Here is a 16944-nt window from a genome sequence, read left to right on the forward strand (position 1 = left end):
ATTTTGATTTTCCAGGCGCAACTGACAAACTTTGAAGGAGAGAGCTGGATCATTTGGGCGATTGTCGCCGGATCACTCGCCATCATCTTCTTGTTCCCGCGCATCAACAAGATGATTCCAGCTCCGCTCGTCGCGATCGTCGTCATGACGATTCTGGCGATCACGCTCGGTCTTGAAACGAAAAACATCGGCGATATGGGGACAATCTCAGCAACGCTACCGGAATTTTTATTCCCGAACGTCCCGTTGACGTTTGAGACGTTGATGATCATCCTCCCTTACTCGATCTCCCTCGCTTTCGTCGGATTGATCGAATCGCTCCTCACGGCGCAAATCGTCGATGACATGACAGGTACGGATTCGAACAAGAACCGTGAGTCAAAAGGTCAAGGCATCTCGAACATCATCGCCGGCTTCTTTGGCGGAATGCCAGGCTGTGCGATGATCGGTCAATCGGTCATCAACGTCTCGTCAGGTGCACGCGGCCGTCTCTCGACGTTCGTCGCCGGACTTGCTTTGTTCATCATGATCATGACGATGAGCGACATCTTGATGCTCATCCCGGTCGGCGCGCTCGTCGGTGTCATGTTCTTCGTCTCTTACGCGACGTTTGACTGGGGCTCGCTCAAAGGCCTCCGGACGGCTCAAAAGTCGGACACGGTCGTCATGCTCGTCACAGTACTCGTGACGGTGCTCACGCACGACTTGTCGATCGGTGTATTCGCCGGGATCTTGACGGCGGCAATCTTGTTTGCTGCGAAGATTTCGAAAGTCGAACTCGATCGTAAAATTGACCAAGATCGGGCCCATTACGTCGTGAACGGTCAATTGTTCTTCGCCTCGACGTCAGAATTCGTCAATCAATTCGACGTCGAAGAAGATCTTGAAGCAGGTGTCAAGCAAGTGACGATCGACTTCTCGAACACGCATCTTTGGGACGACTCGGCCATCGGTGCCATCGACAAAGTCGTCTTCAAATATCGCGCGCTCGGGATCGAGCCGGAGCTCTTGAACTTGAACAAAGATTCAGAGAAACTACTCAACACGCTCGCGCTTCATTTGAAACAACAAGATGCGAACACTGGACATTGATGAAATTTCTGTCCGTCACGTCGGTCAATCGCATATACTAAAAAGAGAATGTGTGAAAGAGGAGGACTTGTAATGGGAAAGGTATTTATCGCGGCAGATGGGTCTGCCCACTCGAAACGTGCGCTTGAGAAAGCGATTCAACTCGCCAAGGCGTCAAACGCTTCAATCGATCTCGTTCACGTCATCAGCGCGAAAGAATCAAAAGAAGCCGCGCTCAACTCAACGGGCAAGATTGACCTCGAGACAAAACGTCAACGCATGCTTCAGCCGCTCTTCGACTTGATTGAAGCGGAAGGCATCGCGTATGAGTACATCGAGCTCCGTGGTGAGCCGGATGTCGAGCTCGTCAAGTACGCCAACCACGAACCTTACGAGTACGTTGTTGTCGGATCACGCGGATTGAATGCGTTCCAAGAATTCGTCCTCGGCAGCGTCAGCCACAAGCTCGCCAAGCGGGCACTCGCCCCAGTCATCATTGTCAAATGAGTATATCCCTTTCTCCGCTACGAGAAAGGGATTTTTTGTGTCCGATACAGGAACGGCACCGTCTCTGTGGAATGAAGTATGTATTGAATAAAGGAGGAATTCGAATGGAAATCGCAAACGATCCCAATATGTTACTGCTCATCTTATTGCCCTTGCTCATCCTGCAACTCGTCTTACTGACGTTCGCCTTGATTGACTTGTTCAAACGAAGCGAGACGAACGGGCCGAAATGGGTATGGTTGCTCGTCATCATCTTTATGAACATCCTCGGGCCGATCATCTACTTCCTCTGGGGACGGACGAAACGATGAACGTCAGCCACCTTACGAAACGGTTCGGCACGTTCACCGCTCTAGACGACGTCAGCTTTTCTTTGCGCCCGGGCTGCACATCGCTCCTCGGTGAGAACGGTGCCGGGAAGACGACGCTCCTCAACATGATGGCGCGCGTGACGACCCCGACGTCCGGTGAACTCATCGGCCATGACAACATCCGGGTCGGCTACTTGCCGCAGCGCCCGGCACTCTATCCGTCGCTCACTCCGGTGGAGACGATCCGGTACGCTGGCGAGCTGACCGGAACGAAACCAGATCCCATGAAACTGCTTGCCCGTGTCGGTCTCGACCCGGTCGACCGGTCGGCGGCACAACTGTCCGGCGGGATGCGCCAACGGCTCGGGATTGCCCAAGCGCTCGTCCACGACCCGGAACTGCTGCTGCTCGATGAGCCCGTATCCGCGCTCGACCCGCGCGGTCGACGCGAAGTGCTCGATCTGTTGAGCGACTTGAAACAAGAACGGATGATTCTTTACTCGACGCACGTCTTGCCAGACGCCGAAGAGGCGAGCGACTGGGTACTGTTGCTCCGGCAAGGCAAACTGCTCATGGAAGGGACGGTCACGGACCTGCTCGGGTCAAAATCATCGATTCAACTCCGACTGTTCGACGATCCGACGACAATTGACGTCTGGACCGCGCTGCCGGGCGTCGTACGTGTGACCCGCTCCGGGACGTCTTGGGAACTCGAGACGTCAGCGAAAGACGTGACCGAACGAGCCATCCTAAAAACGATTCTCGAGCATGGCTTGCGTGTCCAATCGCTCCACGTCGGCCACCCTTCGCTCGAGTCACTCTTCTTGGAGGTGAACGCATGAAAACCGCCATCTTTAAACAAGAATGGAAAGAGTCGTGGCGCAACAAACGGCTCATCTGGGTGCCGGTCGCCCTCATGCTCCTGGCGGCGATGCAACCGCTGACGCTCTACTTCTTACCGGACATTTTGGCAGCCGGCGGCAACTTGCCGGAAGGTGCTGTCATCGAGATCCCGCCACCGTCACCGGCGGAAGTGCTGTTGTCAGCTGGCGAGCAGTTACGGCAAATCGGGCTGCTCGTCGTCTTGTTGTCGGCGATGCATACGTTCAGTCAAGAACGGTCGCTCGGCACGCTCGCCTGGCTGAAGTCGCTCCATATCCCGGCCACACGGATCGTCGTCAGCAAATGGGCCCATTATGCCCTTCTGTCTTCTGTCTCAATCTTGCTCGCCCAAGGTACGGCCGCCTACTACACGTTCATTTTGTTCGACAAGTTCGATGTGACGGACTTCGCCGTTTCGACGGGTTTGCTGATCGTCCATTTCCTCGTCCAACTGTCCATCTTCTTCCTGTTCGCGGCGCTGCTCGAGAGCGGACTCGTCGCGCTCGTCATCACGCTCGGTGGCCATCTCGTCCTCTCGCTCCTCATCGGTTGGCTCGAGTGGGACTGGTTGCCGTGGCGGCTCGGCGGCATGTCCGGGGAAGTGCTCCTCATGGATGTAGAACCGCTGTTTGCGCTCTTGACCGGAGTCGGAATGATCGCCGGCTGTCTCGTCGTCGCCTCGAAGCAGTTGCGATTTTTAAGTAAATCGTCCTGAACCAAGTCCTAGAAAAATAGGTCCCGTCCACCCGTTCATCCCATATCATTTCGGGTATAGAATGACTACAAAATAATTCCAATTTTGTCTGATGATGATGGAGGGATGAACAGGATGCGATATGTATGGATGGTGGTGCTCGGTTTCGCGCTGCTCTTGCCGATTCACGCCGAGGCCGGATTCGAGACGACACCGGCCGGGACCGTGTATACGGCGGCTGACGGGACACTGTTAACCGGTTGGCAGACGATTGACGGCAAGGCGTATTATTTCGACGCAAACGGCATCATGGTGACCGGATGGCAATTGATCGAACAGGCTACATATTATTTTAATCCGGACGGTACGCTTGCCACCGGTTGGTTCACGCTTGATGGGAAGCGCTATTTTTCACTTTCGGACGGGAAAAGCGTGACCGGCTTCCAACAAATCGATGGGAAGACGTATTTGTTCGGCAGTGACGGTGTGATGCAAAAAGGTTGGCAGACCGTGTCCGGCAAACGTTACTTCTTCCACTCGACCGGCGTCATGCTGACCGGATTTTGGACCGTCTCCGGTAACCGGCATTACTTCGCCCCAAACGGCGTGCTGCTCACCGGTTGGCAGACGATCAATGGGACGCGCCACTATTTGTTCGCTGACGGCATTATTCGTACCGGCATGTACACGGTCGGCGGCCAAAAGTACTTGTTCCTCACGAACGGCAAGATGGCGACCGGGTGGCAAACGTACGGGACGAATGTCTATTACTTCGGAGCGGACGGCGTACGCCGGCACGGACTCCAATCGATTGGCGGGAAAGTGTACGGCCTGCACCCGACGTACGGCTATCGGTTACGCGGCAAGCAAAAGCTTGACGGCGTCTACTACCATTTCCACTCGACCGGTGTCCGTGAGACCGGTTGGAAGTATACGACCCAATATGAATACTACGGACCGGCACTCATGAAGAAAACCGATTGGCAACTGATCAACGGCAACTGGTATTATTTCGACACGTCCGGGCTCATGTATAAAAACAAGCGGGTCGGCAACGCCACGTTCGACAGTCGCGGCGCCTATGCGCCGGGCTTGTCCGTTTATAAGATGAACGTTCCGCTCTATCGCCAGTTCCAGATGGGCTATCCGTCCGGCTGCGAGTTCTTCTCACTCAAGATGGCACTTGAAAAGAAAGGTCGCGTCGTCAGCGCCGAGACGCTCTACCGCGAGATGCCGAAAAGCATGTGGAACGCCCGCTATGAAAACCGGCTCTATCGTTGGGTCGACCCGAACGTCATGTTCACCGGCGACCCGAAAGGTACGCTAGGCAAATATCGCAACTACGGCATCTACCCGAAAGGCATGATCGGCTTCTCCAGTAAATATCGCCCTGTGAAAGACATCTCCGGCCAAGGACTCGCCGCGATCGAGCGAGAACTGTCGATGGGCAACCCGGTCATCGTCTGGGCGAGCGTCGACTTCAAGACGCCGTACGGCCACTTCAATTGGTACACGGCCTCGAACCAAAAGTTCACCGGCTTCTTGAACTACCACGTCATGCTCGCGACGGGTTATGACAAATCCAATCTTTACATCAACGACCCGTACCGCGGCCGGCTCACCATTCCGAAATCACAAGTGAGCGCCGTCATGGGCGCGACCGGATGGAAAGCGTTATCGGTCCGTTAATCCATTCAAGGCCTGCTCAACCGAGCGGCCTTTTTTAGGTATTACGAACTAAATTAAGAAATAAAATTTCCTATTTATTATAAATATTATTGAATTAAAAATACAAAATGTTACACTTCGGGATAAGTAGTGAAGCGCTTACATTTTCTGAAGGAGGAACACTTATGAAAAAATGGATTGGGGGCGTCGCCGCCCTGACGCTCATCACCTCGTCGCTCGTCATGCTCGAGACGGACGCCAAATCGGTGCCGAAGAAACCGAAAGTCGAACTCGGCGTCGAGCGACTCCTCGACAACCCGGAACTGCTCGCCGGGAAGCGCGTCGGCTTGATCACGAACCCGACCGGTGTCGATTCGTCGATGACGAGCATCGTCGACTTGTTCCACAACTCGGACGACTTTGACTTGACCGCGCTCTATGGCCCGGAGCACGGCGTCCGCGGTGACGCCCAAGCCGGCGCCACGGTCAGTTCGTACATCGATGACGTGACCGGCCTGCCGGTGTACAGCCTATACGGCGCGACGCGGAAGCCGACTCCGGAGATGCTCGCAGACGTCGACGTGCTCGTCTTCGACATTCAAGACGTCGGCACACGCTACTACACGTACATCTACACGATGGCGTATGCGATGGAAGCGGCAGCGGAGAACGACATCCCGTTCGTCGTCCTTGATCGCCCGAACCCGCAAGGCGGACTCCGTGTCGACGGACCGGTGCTCGATCCGGCCTACTCTAGCTTCATCGGCCTCTACCCGATCCCGCTCAAACACGGCATGACCGTCGGCGAGCTCGCCGGCTTGTTCAACACGGAGTATCAGATCCAAGCCGACCTCGAAGTCGTCAAGATGAAGGGCTGGAAACGGTCGATGCTGTACGAGGATACGGGACTCCCGTTCGTCATGCCGTCACCGAACATGCCGACGACGGACACGGTCAACGTCTATCCGGCGACCGGGTTATTTGAAGGAACGAACTTGTCGGAAGGCCGCGGTACGACAAAGCCGTTCGAGTTGATCGGCGCACCGTATATCAAAGCGCATGAGTACGCCAAGACGCTGAACGACCTCGACCTTCCTGGCGTGACGTTCCGCGCCGCTTCGTTCACGCCGACGTTCTCGAAGAACGCGGGCAAACTGTCGCATGGCGTCGAAGTGTACGTCACGGAACCGACGAAGTTCGAGGCGGTCAAGACCGGCATCGCCATGGTGAAGACGGCGCACGACTTGTATCCGGACGACTTTGAGTTCCTCGCGAACGACTTCATCACGAAGTTGACCGGCAACGCCTACGTGAAAGACATGATCCTCGCCGGTGAGCCGCTCGAGGCGATCATGACGAAAGTCAATGCCGAGCGCGACGCGTTCTTGCCGATTCGGAAAGAATATCTGTTGTATAAATAAGTACCAATTATTTCAGCGCTAATTATGAAAAGGGCATCGAAGCCGTTCATTCGATGCCTTTTTCATGCTATATCTCAAGTGCTAGCCACGACCTGAATCGAATGGCCGCTTCACCTTCTGTTTGGATTCCGCTCGTCGAACTCGTCGTGAATGGGAGCCATCGAAAATCTTCACACCCAACAAAACCTAGCCTAGACGAGTTTTCGATAAATTCGATAAAGTTGTTGGCTAATCGATAGCCGTGCCCTTCCCCATCATCATGGCTCAGATAAACAATCGGCGCATCATCGACACCGTCACTCAAATCAAAAGCCAAATAATCTCCATTTTCTACTTCGCAAAAGGCGAGCTTATTGTGCCAGATGACGTCGTACGGATCGTTTACATCTGGAAAAACTACGTTGATCCACTCTTTTCGTTCTTCTTCAAGTCGAGGTAGGGATTTCAAACCCCACTGAACGGTTCCGCTAGATATTTTTCGAAATTCATGCGGTTGCTCCATGTCATCAGGTAAAGACCAATAAAAGCAGAATTCCCCGGAAAATTCTAGTAGAACGCGCTTATAACTCTTGGGTAAACTGACCCCTAAACGCTTTTCCATTTGTAAAACTTCATCAGAGGAAGCAGGCTCTGCAATCGTAACTTCCCCTACTTCTCCACCAAGCTGTTCAACTCTAGAAGCGATGGTATGTACTCGCTTTTTGAATGACACGTAATTCATATGATTCTCCTCCTTTCATTTATCTGACTCATCGATACAACTAGTATATCAACTGTTCAATAATAGAGATGCATGTGTTATGTTCACACGAAGCTAGCTACACTTTTTGTAATGAAATGGTAATACCCATGATTCTCCTCTTCAATATATTATGAAAGTAGATTATTTGAAAAGGAGTTCTCCATCTTGAAAAAACCAATCGCTTTCCTTACATCCGCGGCACTCGCGGCGACGCTCACGTTCACCCCGTCGACGTCCCCGCTCCCGCTTGAACCGGTAAGTGTCGAGGCCGCTTATACAGAAACCGCCGTCAACACGAAAGGGAGCGTCACCGGCATCAGCCAGCTGCCCGTCCGCAAAACCCCGTCACTCTCGGCCGCGAGGCTCGGCCTCATCCCGCGTGAAGGCACGATGACGGTGCGGACCTCGTTCAACGTCAACGGCTCAACATGGTACAAAATTCAGTGGGGCGCCGGGTTCGCTTACGTTCCTGCCGCTTATGTGAAGTTGTCGACTGCCGAGGTCGCTTATAAACAGACGGCTTACGTCGCCCCATCGAGCGTGTACTTGAAGTCAGGCGCCTCGACCGTATCATCGAACCTCGCCTTCCTCCGTCAAGGCACGACGTTCGAGACGATCAGCTACCGCTACACCGGGCCGACGCGTTGGTATAAAGTGAAAGTCGGGACGCAGACCGGCTACTTGATGGCGAAACACGTCACGTTCACGTCTCCAGTGTCGGCCTCCGTCTTGAGCGAGACGAATAAAGAACGCCAGGCGGCCGGTCTGTCGGTGCTCGGTGCCTCTGCGGAAGCGAACCGCGTCGCCCAAGTCCGGGCCGACGAGATGGCGCGCACGGGCCAGTTCTCCCACCAGCTCCGTGAGAACGGGAGCCCAGGCGACACGCTCGACGCCTATAACGTCAGCTATCGCGGTTGGGGCGAGAACATCTACATGGGATCAAGCGACCCGGCTGCGGCCGTCCGTGCGTGGATGAACTCGAGCGGTCACCGGGCCAACATCTTGAATTCCCGTTTCACCCACCTCGGTACGGGTGCCGCTAAAAATGCACAAGGCCAGACGATCCACGTCCAAGTATTTTTGACCAAATGAAAAACGGGCTCATCGTGAGCCCGCTTGAATTAACGGCGATCGTTTTTCAGACTGTCCAGGTTCTGCTGAGCCTGGCCGGTCTTTTCTTTTGCCGTGCCTTTCACTTGGTCTTTCTTCCCTTCACGCTCGAGCGAACGGTTGTCCGTCGCTTTACCGGCTGCTTCTTTCGCCTTGCCGGCCGCCTTATCGATCAATCCATCAACTTTTTTGTTCAATCCGTCTTTACTCATGTGTGATGTCCTCCTTGTGGTATCTTGTCTAATTCATGTACCACTATGAGGAAAACTCAAACATAGTGCTCTTTGACGAGCACTCGAAACCGCGGCCGTACCGTCAGCTCGATCGTCGTCACCGTCCGCTCGCGGTCCTCGTTCATGACGATTAATAGTTCGCCGTGGTCGCGCCGGTCCTCGAGCACCTCGACTTTGCCGACGGTGCGGAGCAGTTGATAGTACAGCAGTTCGCCGGTCGCGTCTTTGACGTTCACCTCGAACTCGTGATAACTCGGTGACACTTTGAAGTAGAACGACTCGCTCCCGTTTGAGAACCGGAACACCGACTCGTCATAATAAAACGGGAGCGTCGCGTCCATCCGCTTCGGCTCGACCGTACAAAACAATGCCCACGCCATCTCGTCCGGGAATTTCTCCCCCGACCCTTCTTTATTGAACTGCCAACCTTTCATGCCGATCCCTCACTTCATCTTCCATTAGTTGTCTGAATACTCCGACTATTATTTTTCATTCGACGGGGCGTTCAAAATCCCTGCAAACGGGAAGAAATCTCTGTATGGGTTTCCACTTGAAAGGAGTTGCGTTATCGTGTCCATTATCGCGCTCGACCACGTCACGAAGCGGTTCGGGGAAACGGTCGCCTTGGACGACTTTTCCCTCCACGTCGAAGAAGGGGCATTGTTCGGCCTGCTCGGTCCGAACGGCGCCGGCAAGACGACCGCCATCTCCGTCATGCTCAACTTGTATCCGGCCGACAGCGGCTCCATTCGCATCTTTGACCGATCGATGCCAAAAGATGAGCTCGCCATCAAACAGCGCGTCGGCATCGTCCCGCAACACGTCTCCGTCTACGATCAACTCACCGTGTTCGAGAACATCCAATTCTTCGCCGAGCTGTACGGGTTCAAACCCGACGAGGCGAAACAGAAGACCGCGGCCGCCCTCGACTTCGTCGAACTGAGCGGTCATCAGAAGAAACGTCCGCCGGAACTGTCCGGGGGGCTCCTTCGTCGTCTCAACATCGCTTGCGGCATCGTCCATGAGCCCGAGCTCATCTTCATGGATGAACCGACCGTCGCCATCGACCCACAGTCGCGGAACACGATTCTCGAGAACATCCGTGAACTGAACCGGCGCGGGGCGACCATCATCTATACGTCCCACTACATGGAGGAAGTCGAGCTCCTCTGTGACCGTATCGCCATCGTCGACGAAGGGAAGATCATCGCCGAAGGGACGCAAGACGAGTTGAAAGACCGCGTCATGACACTCGAGACGGCCCGCATCAAAGTCGACGCCGTCACACCAGGCCTTCTCGCCCGGCTCGAATCGCTCGAACGGGTACGAAAAGTCGAGTACCATGAACCGTTCCTCGAAGTGTCGCTCGAGAAAGACACTCCGCTCGCTCCGCTCCTCGATGCGCTCCATGAGACGCGGACCCGCTTCACCTCGATCACCGTCGACCGGCCGTCGTTGAACACCGTCTTCCTCGCCTTGACCGGGAAGACGCTCCGGGAGTGATGACGATGAAGACGTGGACGTTCATCAAATACGATGTCAAACAACAGCTCCGTGACCGGTCGACGATCTTTTGGATGCTCCTCTTCCCGATCGTGCTCATCTTCGGGCTCGGCACGATGCTGTCGGCCATCTTCAGTACCGAGTTCTCTCTCCCGGTCACGGACGTCGCCTACGTCGAGACGTCGACCGAAGAATATCGGGCCCCGCTCGAGTCGTTCCTCACGTCGGACGATTTGAGCGACTTTCTCACGCTTCGCCCATACGACTCGGTCGCCGAGGCGGAACGGGCCGTGAACGACGGGGACGCCGACGTCATCCTCCTGCTCGACGGCCCGGACGTCACGCTCTTGTACGAAGAGCCGACGACAGTCGAGTTCGACGTCTTAGAGGCGGTGCTCACGCAATATACCGCCATCGCCAATCAACAGATCACGCTCGCCGAGGCCGGTGTCTCCGCCCCGTTCGAGAGCATCGCTTTTCTCGACAGCACGAGTGTCGACTTGTCGGGCCGTACCCCAACGTCGCTCGAATACTTCACCGTCACGATCTCGATCATGACGGCGCTGTTCGGTGCTTTCTATATCACGGGGATGTTGAACGAGGAGCGGCCGATGCGCGGGAGCTACCTCCGCATACAAGCCGCCCCGGTCCGATTGATCGACTATCGGCTCGCCCGCACCGTGAGCCGGTACACGCTCATCTTCCTTCAGCTCGTACTCGTGTTTTGGTTCAGCCACTTCGTCTATCGCAGCTTCTCGCTCGACCACGTCCGTCTCGAACTCCTCGTCATCGGCTGGGGCGCACTCGCCTTGTACGGGACGGCGTTCGGCTTCTTCATCTCGAGTTTGCCGCGCCTTGCTTACTCGACGAAAGACGCGATCGTCAACGGCTTTGTCGCCATCATCATGATCCTCTCGGGCGGTTACGTCCCGGGCTTCGACCAAGTGACGCTCCATTACGCGCCGTGGGCCCGTTACGTCTTCATGCCAATCTTCATGCGGGACGGCCTGCTGTCGATTTTGCTGCGCGGCGGTGACATGTCCTTGTTTTGGCAAAGCCTCGGCTGGCTCTCGCTTCACGTCCTCGTCTTCGCCGTACTCAGCTTGTTGCTTTGGAAAGGGGTGACGCGCCGTGGTGCTCTTTAGACATGTCGCCAAACGGATGCTCCGGAAGAAAGGGCTATGGGTGTTCACGTTCGTGGCGATGTTCGGCTTCGCCCTCGTCTTGTCGTTCTTCAACTCGACGTCGACGCTCAGCGCCTCGATCGGCATCCTCGACCGGGACGGCGGGATCCTCGCCGAACGGCTCATCGCGGAAGCCGAGCGGTTCGGCCCGGTGACGCGGATCGAGACGACCGCCGAAGAAGACACGTTCCTTGAAGGACAAGACATCGTCCTCGTCATCCCGGAACGTTTCACCGAGGCGATGTTTCAAGGCAAGACACCGAAACTCGCGTTCTCCGCGACAGAAGGAAGTGACGCCGCCCTCATCGAACAGGCGTTGAACGCTCACTTGTCGCGGGAACGTCAACTCGTCATCGCGAGCGGGTACGACGAGACCGATTTTCCAACGCTCGCCGAACGGGAGACGGAGCGCGGCTACACGATCTCGAGCGAACCGTTTCAAGAGAGCGTCACGACGACCGCCCGCACGCAAGCGTTCCTCGGCTTGCTTTCGTTCGTCATGATGTCGGCGTTCCTCCAGTTCATCCCGCTCTTCGTCGCAGACGACCGGGACGAGTTGATTTATGCACGTCTGTTCGCCGCCCCCATCACACCGCGCCGGTACGTCGGCTCGCTCGCCTTGTCGTTCTTCGCGGTCGGCTTGTTTTATGTGCTCATGCTCCTCGCGTTCAGCTCCGTCCTTTATGCGGACGACATCATCGAACACTTGCCTGTCCTGTCGCTCTTGTTCATCACCTACTTGGGCAGTTGCCTCGCCATCGGCGCGCTCATCGCCGTCGCGGCGTCGAACCGGGAGAAGGCGAACATTTGGCAGATTTCCGTGACGATGGCGGCCGCGATCACCGGGGGAGCCTTCATCGCGCTCACGTGGCTCCCTGATTCGCTCAAAGTCGTCGGTCGGCTGCTTCCGACATATTGGTTCAACGCGGGCGTCGCCGACATGTACGCCGGGCGTTTCCCGCTCTTGTCGCTCACCGTCCTCGTCGTCATGACGCTTGTCCTCTTCGCCGTCACCGTGCTCTTCCTGAAAAGAAAACCGCTCACGACATGACAAAGCGAGACGCCCACAAGTTAGGGGCGTCTCGCTTTTCATTGTTGCAGCGTCGGTACGACTTTCTCGAAGAACACGTCGACGACCATCGGGTCGAACTGCTTGCCCGCTTCTTCCCGGATGACGGTGAGCGCCTCGTCGATCGTCTTCGCTTGACGGTACGGGCGGCCGGTCACCATGACGTCGAACGTGTCGGCGATCGAGATGATGCGTGAGGCGAGCGGTATGTCGTACTCCTTCACTCCTTTCGGATAGCCTTTCCCGTCCCAACGCTCATGATGCGCAAGCACGATTTCCGAGAGTACCCCGTACTCGGGCACGGTGCTCAAAATGTTGTAGCTCACTTCCGGGTGCCGCTTGATTTCGCGCCACTCGGCTTCAGAGAGCGGTCCCGTCTTGTCGAGAATCTCGTTGCTGATGGCGACTTTGCCGATGTCATGCAAGACGGCCGCCGTCTTCAGCTCGCTCACTTCCGAACTCGTGAAGCCCATCGCCTCACCGAGCTTCCCAGCGAGTTCCGCGACCCGTTCAGAGTGCGCTTCTTCACGCGGGATCTTCTCATAAAGCGTCCGCATGATGAGCTGGATCGAGTGATGGCGCCGGCTCTGTTTCTCAGACACTTTATGGTGGTACATCCGGTCTTCCGCCAAGTTGTACACTTCCACGATCGACATCGTCTCGTCGATCTTCACAGCTTCCCCGAACGAGGCCGAGATCGGCAACCCTTCGATCGACCGTTCATGGAACAACCGGTTCAACCGGTCCGACAATTGTTTCGCCTCGCGCGGTGACGTCTGCGGCAAGATGAGGACGAACTCGTCGCCGCCGATTCGCGCGACGGTGTCTTTGCCGCGGATTTCTCGTTTCAAGATATTCGTCGCCTCGATCAACAACCGGTCCCCGACAAGGTGGCCGAATGCGTCGTTCGTCAACTTCAAGCCGTTGACGTCGACGACGATGAGCGCGAGCGGGTAATGTGCCGGATCATCGTACGTGATGAGCGCCTCGTCGAAATAGCGCCGGTTCTTCACGCCGGTCAACTGGTCGTGATAGCTCAAATACTCGATTTCCATCTCATACTTTTTCTTCTCGGTCACGTCACCGATGTAGCCGTGCCAGAGCACGTGATCGTCCGCGAGTTTTTCCGGACGAGACGAGCCTAAAATCCAAGTCGTCCGGCCGTCCGGCATGATGACGCGGAACTCGGCGTCCCAAATCGTCAAGTTGCGATACGACTCGTCAATCGTCGCCATGACGTCCGGATAGTCGTCGGGATGGATCTTCGTGAAGACGAGCCCAGGATCTTGATTGATCTCTTCGAGCGTGATACCGGTCAACACTTCGAACCCGCGGCTGAAGAACGGAAAGTTGAACGACCCGTCCGGCCGGCGCTCAAACTGATAGATCGCGCCCGGCACTTGATCGGACAGCTTCGTCAAGAGACGATCCCGCTCGGCGAGTTCTTCTTCAAGCTGGACCCGTTCGGTCACGTCTTTAGCGACGGCGTAGATGTAACTGCCTTGCACTTTGCAATGCCACTCGATCGAGCGGTAATCGCCATCCACTGTCCGGTAGCGGTTGACGAAACGGAACAGCTCGCGTGCCGTATCGAGTTCGGCGAAAGCGCGTTCCGTCTTCTCGACGTCGTCGGGATGAACGAGCCCGATGAAGTCCGTGTTCTCGAGTTCCTCGAGCGGGAAACCGAGCACACGCTCCCACGATTTGTTCAAGTGAAGAACGTCGCGCTTGTGGAGCGACATGATGCACTCGAGGTCGACCGTCGCGAACCCTTCGAACATTGAGTCTTTCGTTTCTCCGACTTGCTGGTCGGCTTTCGTCATCTGTTCGAGAATATGAACGATGTATAGCTCGACGAGGCCGAGCCGGCTCGCCCGCTTCTGCCCTTGCATCACGATCGTCAAGTCGCCGTAAAACACACCGTCCTTCTCGATTTTGAAGAGGACGACTTGACCGAGGTCAAAGATACGTAAAATGTTTTTGACGAGCCGTTTCGGCAGCGCCCCATCAATGAGCGGTTCGATCTCGTCAAAGATAATCGGGCTACCCGCCTCGAGCAGTTCACGCCGCTTCTCGGTCATCGGCCACTTCTTCCCGACCGGATGGAAACCGAGCACGTCGAGGCTCCGTTCAAGCAACTCATCGATGCCGGATAAGGCGACCGTCGAGTACGACGCACCGTCCTCGTTCATCAAGTTGAGCGTCACTGCCTTCGCACCCGTGAAGTCACGGATCTGGTCGAGGAAGTGTTGGTTGATGAGCAAGTCCCGTCCTGTCGCGACGAACCGGTGCGACACGTTGACGAGCTGTTTGAGTGCGTTGTTCTCTTGGACGTGGGGGGTGATGTCGTTGAAGAGCGTCGACACATAGCCGGGCCGCTCGCTGAAGACGGACAGCTCATACCACGCCTTGTTGCGTCGCGAGAAGTGTTCGAACGTAATGGCCTCGCCGCTGCTCACCGCCCGGGCGACTTGAACGATCCATTCCCGCTCGCTGTATTCGAAATCTTTCAGTTTCTCGGTGATGCGACCGCCGAGAAACTGTTCACGTTTCGCTTTCATGATCTGCTCGAAGGCGGCGTTCACTTCGAAAAATTCATAGTCGACCGGTTCCCCGTTCTCGTCGTAAACGACTTTGAACTCGACATAGCCTTGGGGCATATGGCGCAACAAGGATTGGTATTTCGTCTGGTCGCGTTCTGTCACGTCATTCCCTCCTACATAGTCATATCTATTCCTCAGTTTACCTCATTCCCGATAAATCCCCTATATTTTCCGAATCAATTCCTCTCAATGTGCGCACATTAAGTTTCTGTAAACTTACGCTCAAAACTCTTGCCCCGCAGCGATTCGATTGCTAGACTGATGTCGATAACCGATATCGGAATCCGATTTCAAGGAGTTGATGGTGATGGAAGACCGCATTTTGCGGAAACTGTTCCTTGGCTTCATCCATATCCACATCTTGCACCATGCGTCCGAGCATCCGGTGTACGGAGCTTGGATGGTCGAAGAGCTGCGGGAACATGGGTATACGATCAGCGCCGGCACGCTCTATCCGATTTTGCACGGGATGGAGAAAGACGGACTATTGATGCGTTCGAACGAGAACGTCGACGGCCATATCCGCAAAAACTATACGACGACCGACAAAGGGCTCGTCGTCTTGGCGGAAGCCCGCCAAAAGGCGTATGAACTTTTCAAAGAGATTAAGGAGTGAATCACATGGAGAAACAACGCGTAACATTCAAAACGTTACTCGAAATTTTATTCGTCTCGACCCGGCTCGGGTTGACGTCGTTCGGCGGTCCAATCGCCCACCTCGGCTATTTCCATGAGGAATACGTCAGGCGCCGGAAATGGATCGACGAGAAGGCGTACGCCGACCTCGTCGCCCTCTGTCAGTTCTTGCCGGGACCGGCGAGCAGCCAAGTCGGGATTGGCATCGGGATTGTCCGGGGCGGCATCCTCGGCGGCATCACGTCATTCATCGGCTTCACGGCCCCGTCGGTCATCGCGCTCATCTTGTTCGCCCTCTTCGTCTCAGGACTTGACGTCTCGGACGCGGGCTGGCTGTATGGGTTGAAAGTCGTCGCCGTCGCTATCGTCGCCCACGCCATCCTTGGCATGGCCGGCAAGTTGACACCGGACGCGAAGACGCGCTCGATTGCTTTCTTCGCCTTAGCCGGCGTCTTGCTCGTCCAGACCGCGTATAGTCAAGTGCTCGTCATCTTGCTTGCCGCCTTGGCCGGGTTCTTGATGTTCAAGCCACAAAACTTAGACGTCAAATCGGCGACGTTCCCGCTATCGAAACGGCTCGGGGCTGTCCTGCTCAGCCTGTTCGGCGCGCTGCTCGTCATCTTGCCGATTTTGCGCGAGACGATTGAGAGCCAGTCAATCGCGCTCTTCGACAGCTTTTACCGGGCCGGGGCGCTCGTCTTTGGCGGCGGTCACGTCGTCTTGCCGCTCCTTGAGCGTGAACTCGTCCCCGCCGGTTTCTTGAGTGAAGAGGCGTTCCTCGCTGGTTACGGGGCGGCCCAGGCCGTACCGGGACCGCTGTTCACGTTCGCGTCTTACCTCGGTACGGTCATTGACGGCGTCCCGGGCGGACTGCTCGCGACGTTCGCCATCTTCTTGCCAGCGTTCTTGTTAATACTCGGAGCGCTCCCGTTCTGGAACGCGCTTCGGCGCAACCCGAAAGTCGGCGGTGCCCTCATCGGGGTGAACGCCGCCGTCGTCGGTATTTTGATCGCGGCGTTCTATCAGCCGATCTTCACGAGCACGGTGAACGGGGCCGTCGACTTCGTCTTCGCCGCCTTCTTGTTCGTCATGATCGCCTACTGGAAACTGCCGCCGTGGGCGCTCGTCATCGCGGGTGTCATCGGCGGCTCGATCATCGGTATGCTATAACATCAGGGGCTCTCGGGCCCCTTTTTTTATTTCCTGTTTTTCTCCACTTCCTTTTGGAAAATGTTAATCGTTTGAAACTTTTTCTAGCAGTCGTCTCGCTATACTGAGAAGATAGATTCCATTTAAACAATAGGGAAACG

Annotated in this window: 17 protein-coding genes; 13 read left to right on the forward strand and 4 right to left on the reverse strand. The window is 55.8% G+C overall.

The genetic code is table 11. From position 1 onward, the window contains the following. The 7 genes from JJU47_RS04990 to JJU47_RS05020 form a co-directional block, all read left to right on the forward strand. The coding region (locus JJU47_RS04990) for a SulP family inorganic anion transporter (RefSeq protein ID WP_228616711.1) at window positions 1–1092 on the forward strand (1092 nt) is incomplete at its 5' end. Between the two features lie 72 nt (window positions 1093–1164). After that, window positions 1165–1578, forward strand: coding sequence for a universal stress protein (locus tag JJU47_RS04995; protein WP_228616713.1), 414 nt, complete (start codon window positions 1165–1167; stop codon window positions 1576–1578). A gap of 104 nt (window positions 1579–1682) precedes the next feature. After that, the gene (locus tag JJU47_RS05000) at window positions 1683–1889 is read left to right on the forward strand and encodes a PLD nuclease N-terminal domain-containing protein (RefSeq protein WP_228616715.1); all 207 of its coding nucleotides are present in this window, start codon (window positions 1683–1685) and stop codon (window positions 1887–1889) included. Continuing rightward, window positions 1886–2731 (forward strand): ABC transporter ATP-binding protein, encoded by an 846-nt coding sequence (locus JJU47_RS05005; protein ID WP_228616717.1) that lies wholly within the window; start codon window positions 1886–1888, stop codon window positions 2729–2731. Before JJU47_RS05000 ends, JJU47_RS05005 begins: the two co-directional genes overlap by 4 nt. Beyond that, window positions 2728–3486 carry an ABC transporter permease gene (locus tag JJU47_RS05010; RefSeq protein WP_228616719.1) on the forward strand — a complete coding sequence of 253 codons (759 nt, stop codon included), beginning with the start codon at window positions 2728–2730 and terminating at the stop codon, window positions 3484–3486. The genes JJU47_RS05005 and JJU47_RS05010 overlap by 4 nt, the downstream gene beginning before the upstream one ends. Window positions 3487–3600: 114 nt before the next feature. After that, window positions 3601–5154: a C39 family peptidase gene (locus JJU47_RS05015; protein ID WP_228616721.1), complete on the forward strand. Its 1554-nt coding sequence runs from the start codon at window positions 3601–3603 to the stop codon at window positions 5152–5154. Window positions 5155–5375: 221 nt separating this feature from the next. After that, a complete protein-coding gene (locus JJU47_RS05020; RefSeq protein WP_228616779.1) occupies window positions 5376–6554 on the forward strand; it encodes an exo-beta-N-acetylmuramidase NamZ family protein in 1179 nt (392 codons plus the stop codon). Between the two features lie 67 nt (window positions 6555–6621). On the opposite strand, the gene JJU47_RS05025 is transcribed toward JJU47_RS05020, so the two are convergent. Continuing rightward, a complete protein-coding gene (locus JJU47_RS05025; protein ID WP_228616723.1) occupies window positions 6622–7275 on the reverse strand; it encodes an SMI1/KNR4 family protein in 654 nt (217 codons plus the stop codon). 186 nt (window positions 7276–7461) lie between these two features. On the opposite strand from JJU47_RS05025, the gene JJU47_RS05030 reads away from it, so the two are divergent. Beyond that, a complete protein-coding gene (locus JJU47_RS05030) occupies window positions 7462–8388 on the forward strand; it encodes a CAP domain-containing protein (RefSeq protein ID WP_228616726.1) in 927 nt (308 codons plus the stop codon). A 29-nt stretch (window positions 8389–8417) separates the two neighbouring features. On the opposite strand, the gene JJU47_RS05035 is transcribed toward JJU47_RS05030, so the two are convergent. Together JJU47_RS05035 and JJU47_RS05040 are read right to left on the reverse strand one after the other, a co-directional pair. Then, window positions 8418–8618, reverse strand: a complete 201-nt coding sequence (locus JJU47_RS05035; RefSeq protein WP_024370602.1) for a CsbD family protein — start codon at window positions 8616–8618, stop codon at window positions 8418–8420. Between the two features lie 56 nt (window positions 8619–8674). Further along, on the reverse strand, window positions 8675–9073 hold the full coding sequence (locus JJU47_RS05040; RefSeq protein ID WP_228616728.1) for a hypothetical protein: 399 nt from the start codon (window positions 9071–9073) through the stop codon (window positions 8675–8677). 136 nt (window positions 9074–9209) lie between these two features. Between JJU47_RS05040 and JJU47_RS05045 the strand changes: the two genes are divergently transcribed. The 3 genes from JJU47_RS05045 to JJU47_RS05055 are packed head-to-tail and all read left to right on the forward strand — an operon-like array spanning window position 9210 to window position 12377. Further along, window positions 9210–10142 (forward strand): ABC transporter ATP-binding protein, encoded by a 933-nt coding sequence (locus JJU47_RS05045; protein WP_228616730.1) that lies wholly within the window; start codon window positions 9210–9212, stop codon window positions 10140–10142. A 5-nt stretch (window positions 10143–10147) separates the two neighbouring features. Next, entirely contained in the window at window positions 10148–11287 is a 1140-nt protein-coding gene (locus JJU47_RS05050) for an ABC transporter permease (RefSeq protein WP_228616732.1), read from the forward strand. Next, window positions 11274–12377, forward strand: a complete 1104-nt coding sequence (locus tag JJU47_RS05055; protein ID WP_228616734.1) for an ABC transporter permease — start codon at window positions 11274–11276, stop codon at window positions 12375–12377. The genes JJU47_RS05050 and JJU47_RS05055 overlap by 14 nt, the downstream gene beginning before the upstream one ends. A 38-nt stretch (window positions 12378–12415) precedes the next feature. Here the strand turns inward: JJU47_RS05055 and JJU47_RS05060 are convergent, their stop codons facing one another. Then, window positions 12416–15100, reverse strand: coding sequence for an HD domain-containing phosphohydrolase (locus tag JJU47_RS05060; protein WP_228616736.1), 2685 nt, complete (start codon window positions 15098–15100; stop codon window positions 12416–12418). Window positions 15101–15305: 205 nt separating this feature from the next. Between JJU47_RS05060 and JJU47_RS05065 the strand changes: the two genes are divergently transcribed. Further along, the gene (locus JJU47_RS05065; protein ID WP_228616738.1) at window positions 15306–15614 is read left to right on the forward strand and encodes a PadR family transcriptional regulator; all 309 of its coding nucleotides are present in this window, start codon (window positions 15306–15308) and stop codon (window positions 15612–15614) included. A gap of 5 nt (window positions 15615–15619) precedes the next feature. Further along, on the forward strand, window positions 15620–16804 hold the full coding sequence (gene chrA, locus JJU47_RS05070) for a chromate efflux transporter (protein ID WP_228616740.1): 1185 nt from the start codon (window positions 15620–15622) through the stop codon (window positions 16802–16804). Window positions 16805–16944: the final 140 nt, after the last annotated feature.

The sequence above is a fragment of the Exiguobacterium sp. genome (assembly GCF_020832205.1).
Lineage (GTDB): Bacteria > Bacillota > Bacilli > Exiguobacteriales > Exiguobacteriaceae > Exiguobacterium.

Coding starts and splice junctions, on each gene's coding strand:
- JJU47_RS04995 (WP_228616713.1), top strand. CDS start 1,165: ATGGGAAAGGTATTTATCGCGGCAGATGGGTCTGCCCACTCGAAACGT.
- JJU47_RS05000 (WP_228616715.1), top strand. CDS start 1,683: ATGGAAATCGCAAACGATCCCAATATGTTACTGCTCATCTTATTGCCC.
- JJU47_RS05005 (WP_228616717.1), top strand. CDS start 1,886: ATGAACGTCAGCCACCTTACGAAACGGTTCGGCACGTTCACCGCTCTA.
- JJU47_RS05010 (WP_228616719.1), top strand. CDS start 2,728: ATGAAAACCGCCATCTTTAAACAAGAATGGAAAGAGTCGTGGCGCAAC.
- JJU47_RS05015 (WP_228616721.1), top strand. CDS start 3,601: ATGCGATATGTATGGATGGTGGTGCTCGGTTTCGCGCTGCTCTTGCCG.
- JJU47_RS05020 (WP_228616779.1), top strand. CDS start 5,376: ATGCTCGAGACGGACGCCAAATCGGTGCCGAAGAAACCGAAAGTCGAA.
- JJU47_RS05025 (WP_228616723.1), bottom strand. CDS start 7,275: ATGAATTACGTGTCATTCAAAAAGCGAGTACATACCATCGCTTCTAGA.
- JJU47_RS05035 (WP_024370602.1), bottom strand. CDS start 8,618: ATGAGTAAAGACGGATTGAACAAAAAAGTTGATGGATTGATCGATAAG.
- JJU47_RS05040 (WP_228616728.1), bottom strand. CDS start 9,073: ATGAAAGGTTGGCAGTTCAATAAAGAAGGGTCGGGGGAGAAATTCCCG.
- JJU47_RS05050 (WP_228616732.1), top strand. CDS start 10,148: ATGAAGACGTGGACGTTCATCAAATACGATGTCAAACAACAGCTCCGT.
- JJU47_RS05065 (WP_228616738.1), top strand. CDS start 15,306: ATGGAAGACCGCATTTTGCGGAAACTGTTCCTTGGCTTCATCCATATC.
- chrA (WP_228616740.1), top strand. CDS start 15,620: ATGGAGAAACAACGCGTAACATTCAAAACGTTACTCGAAATTTTATTC.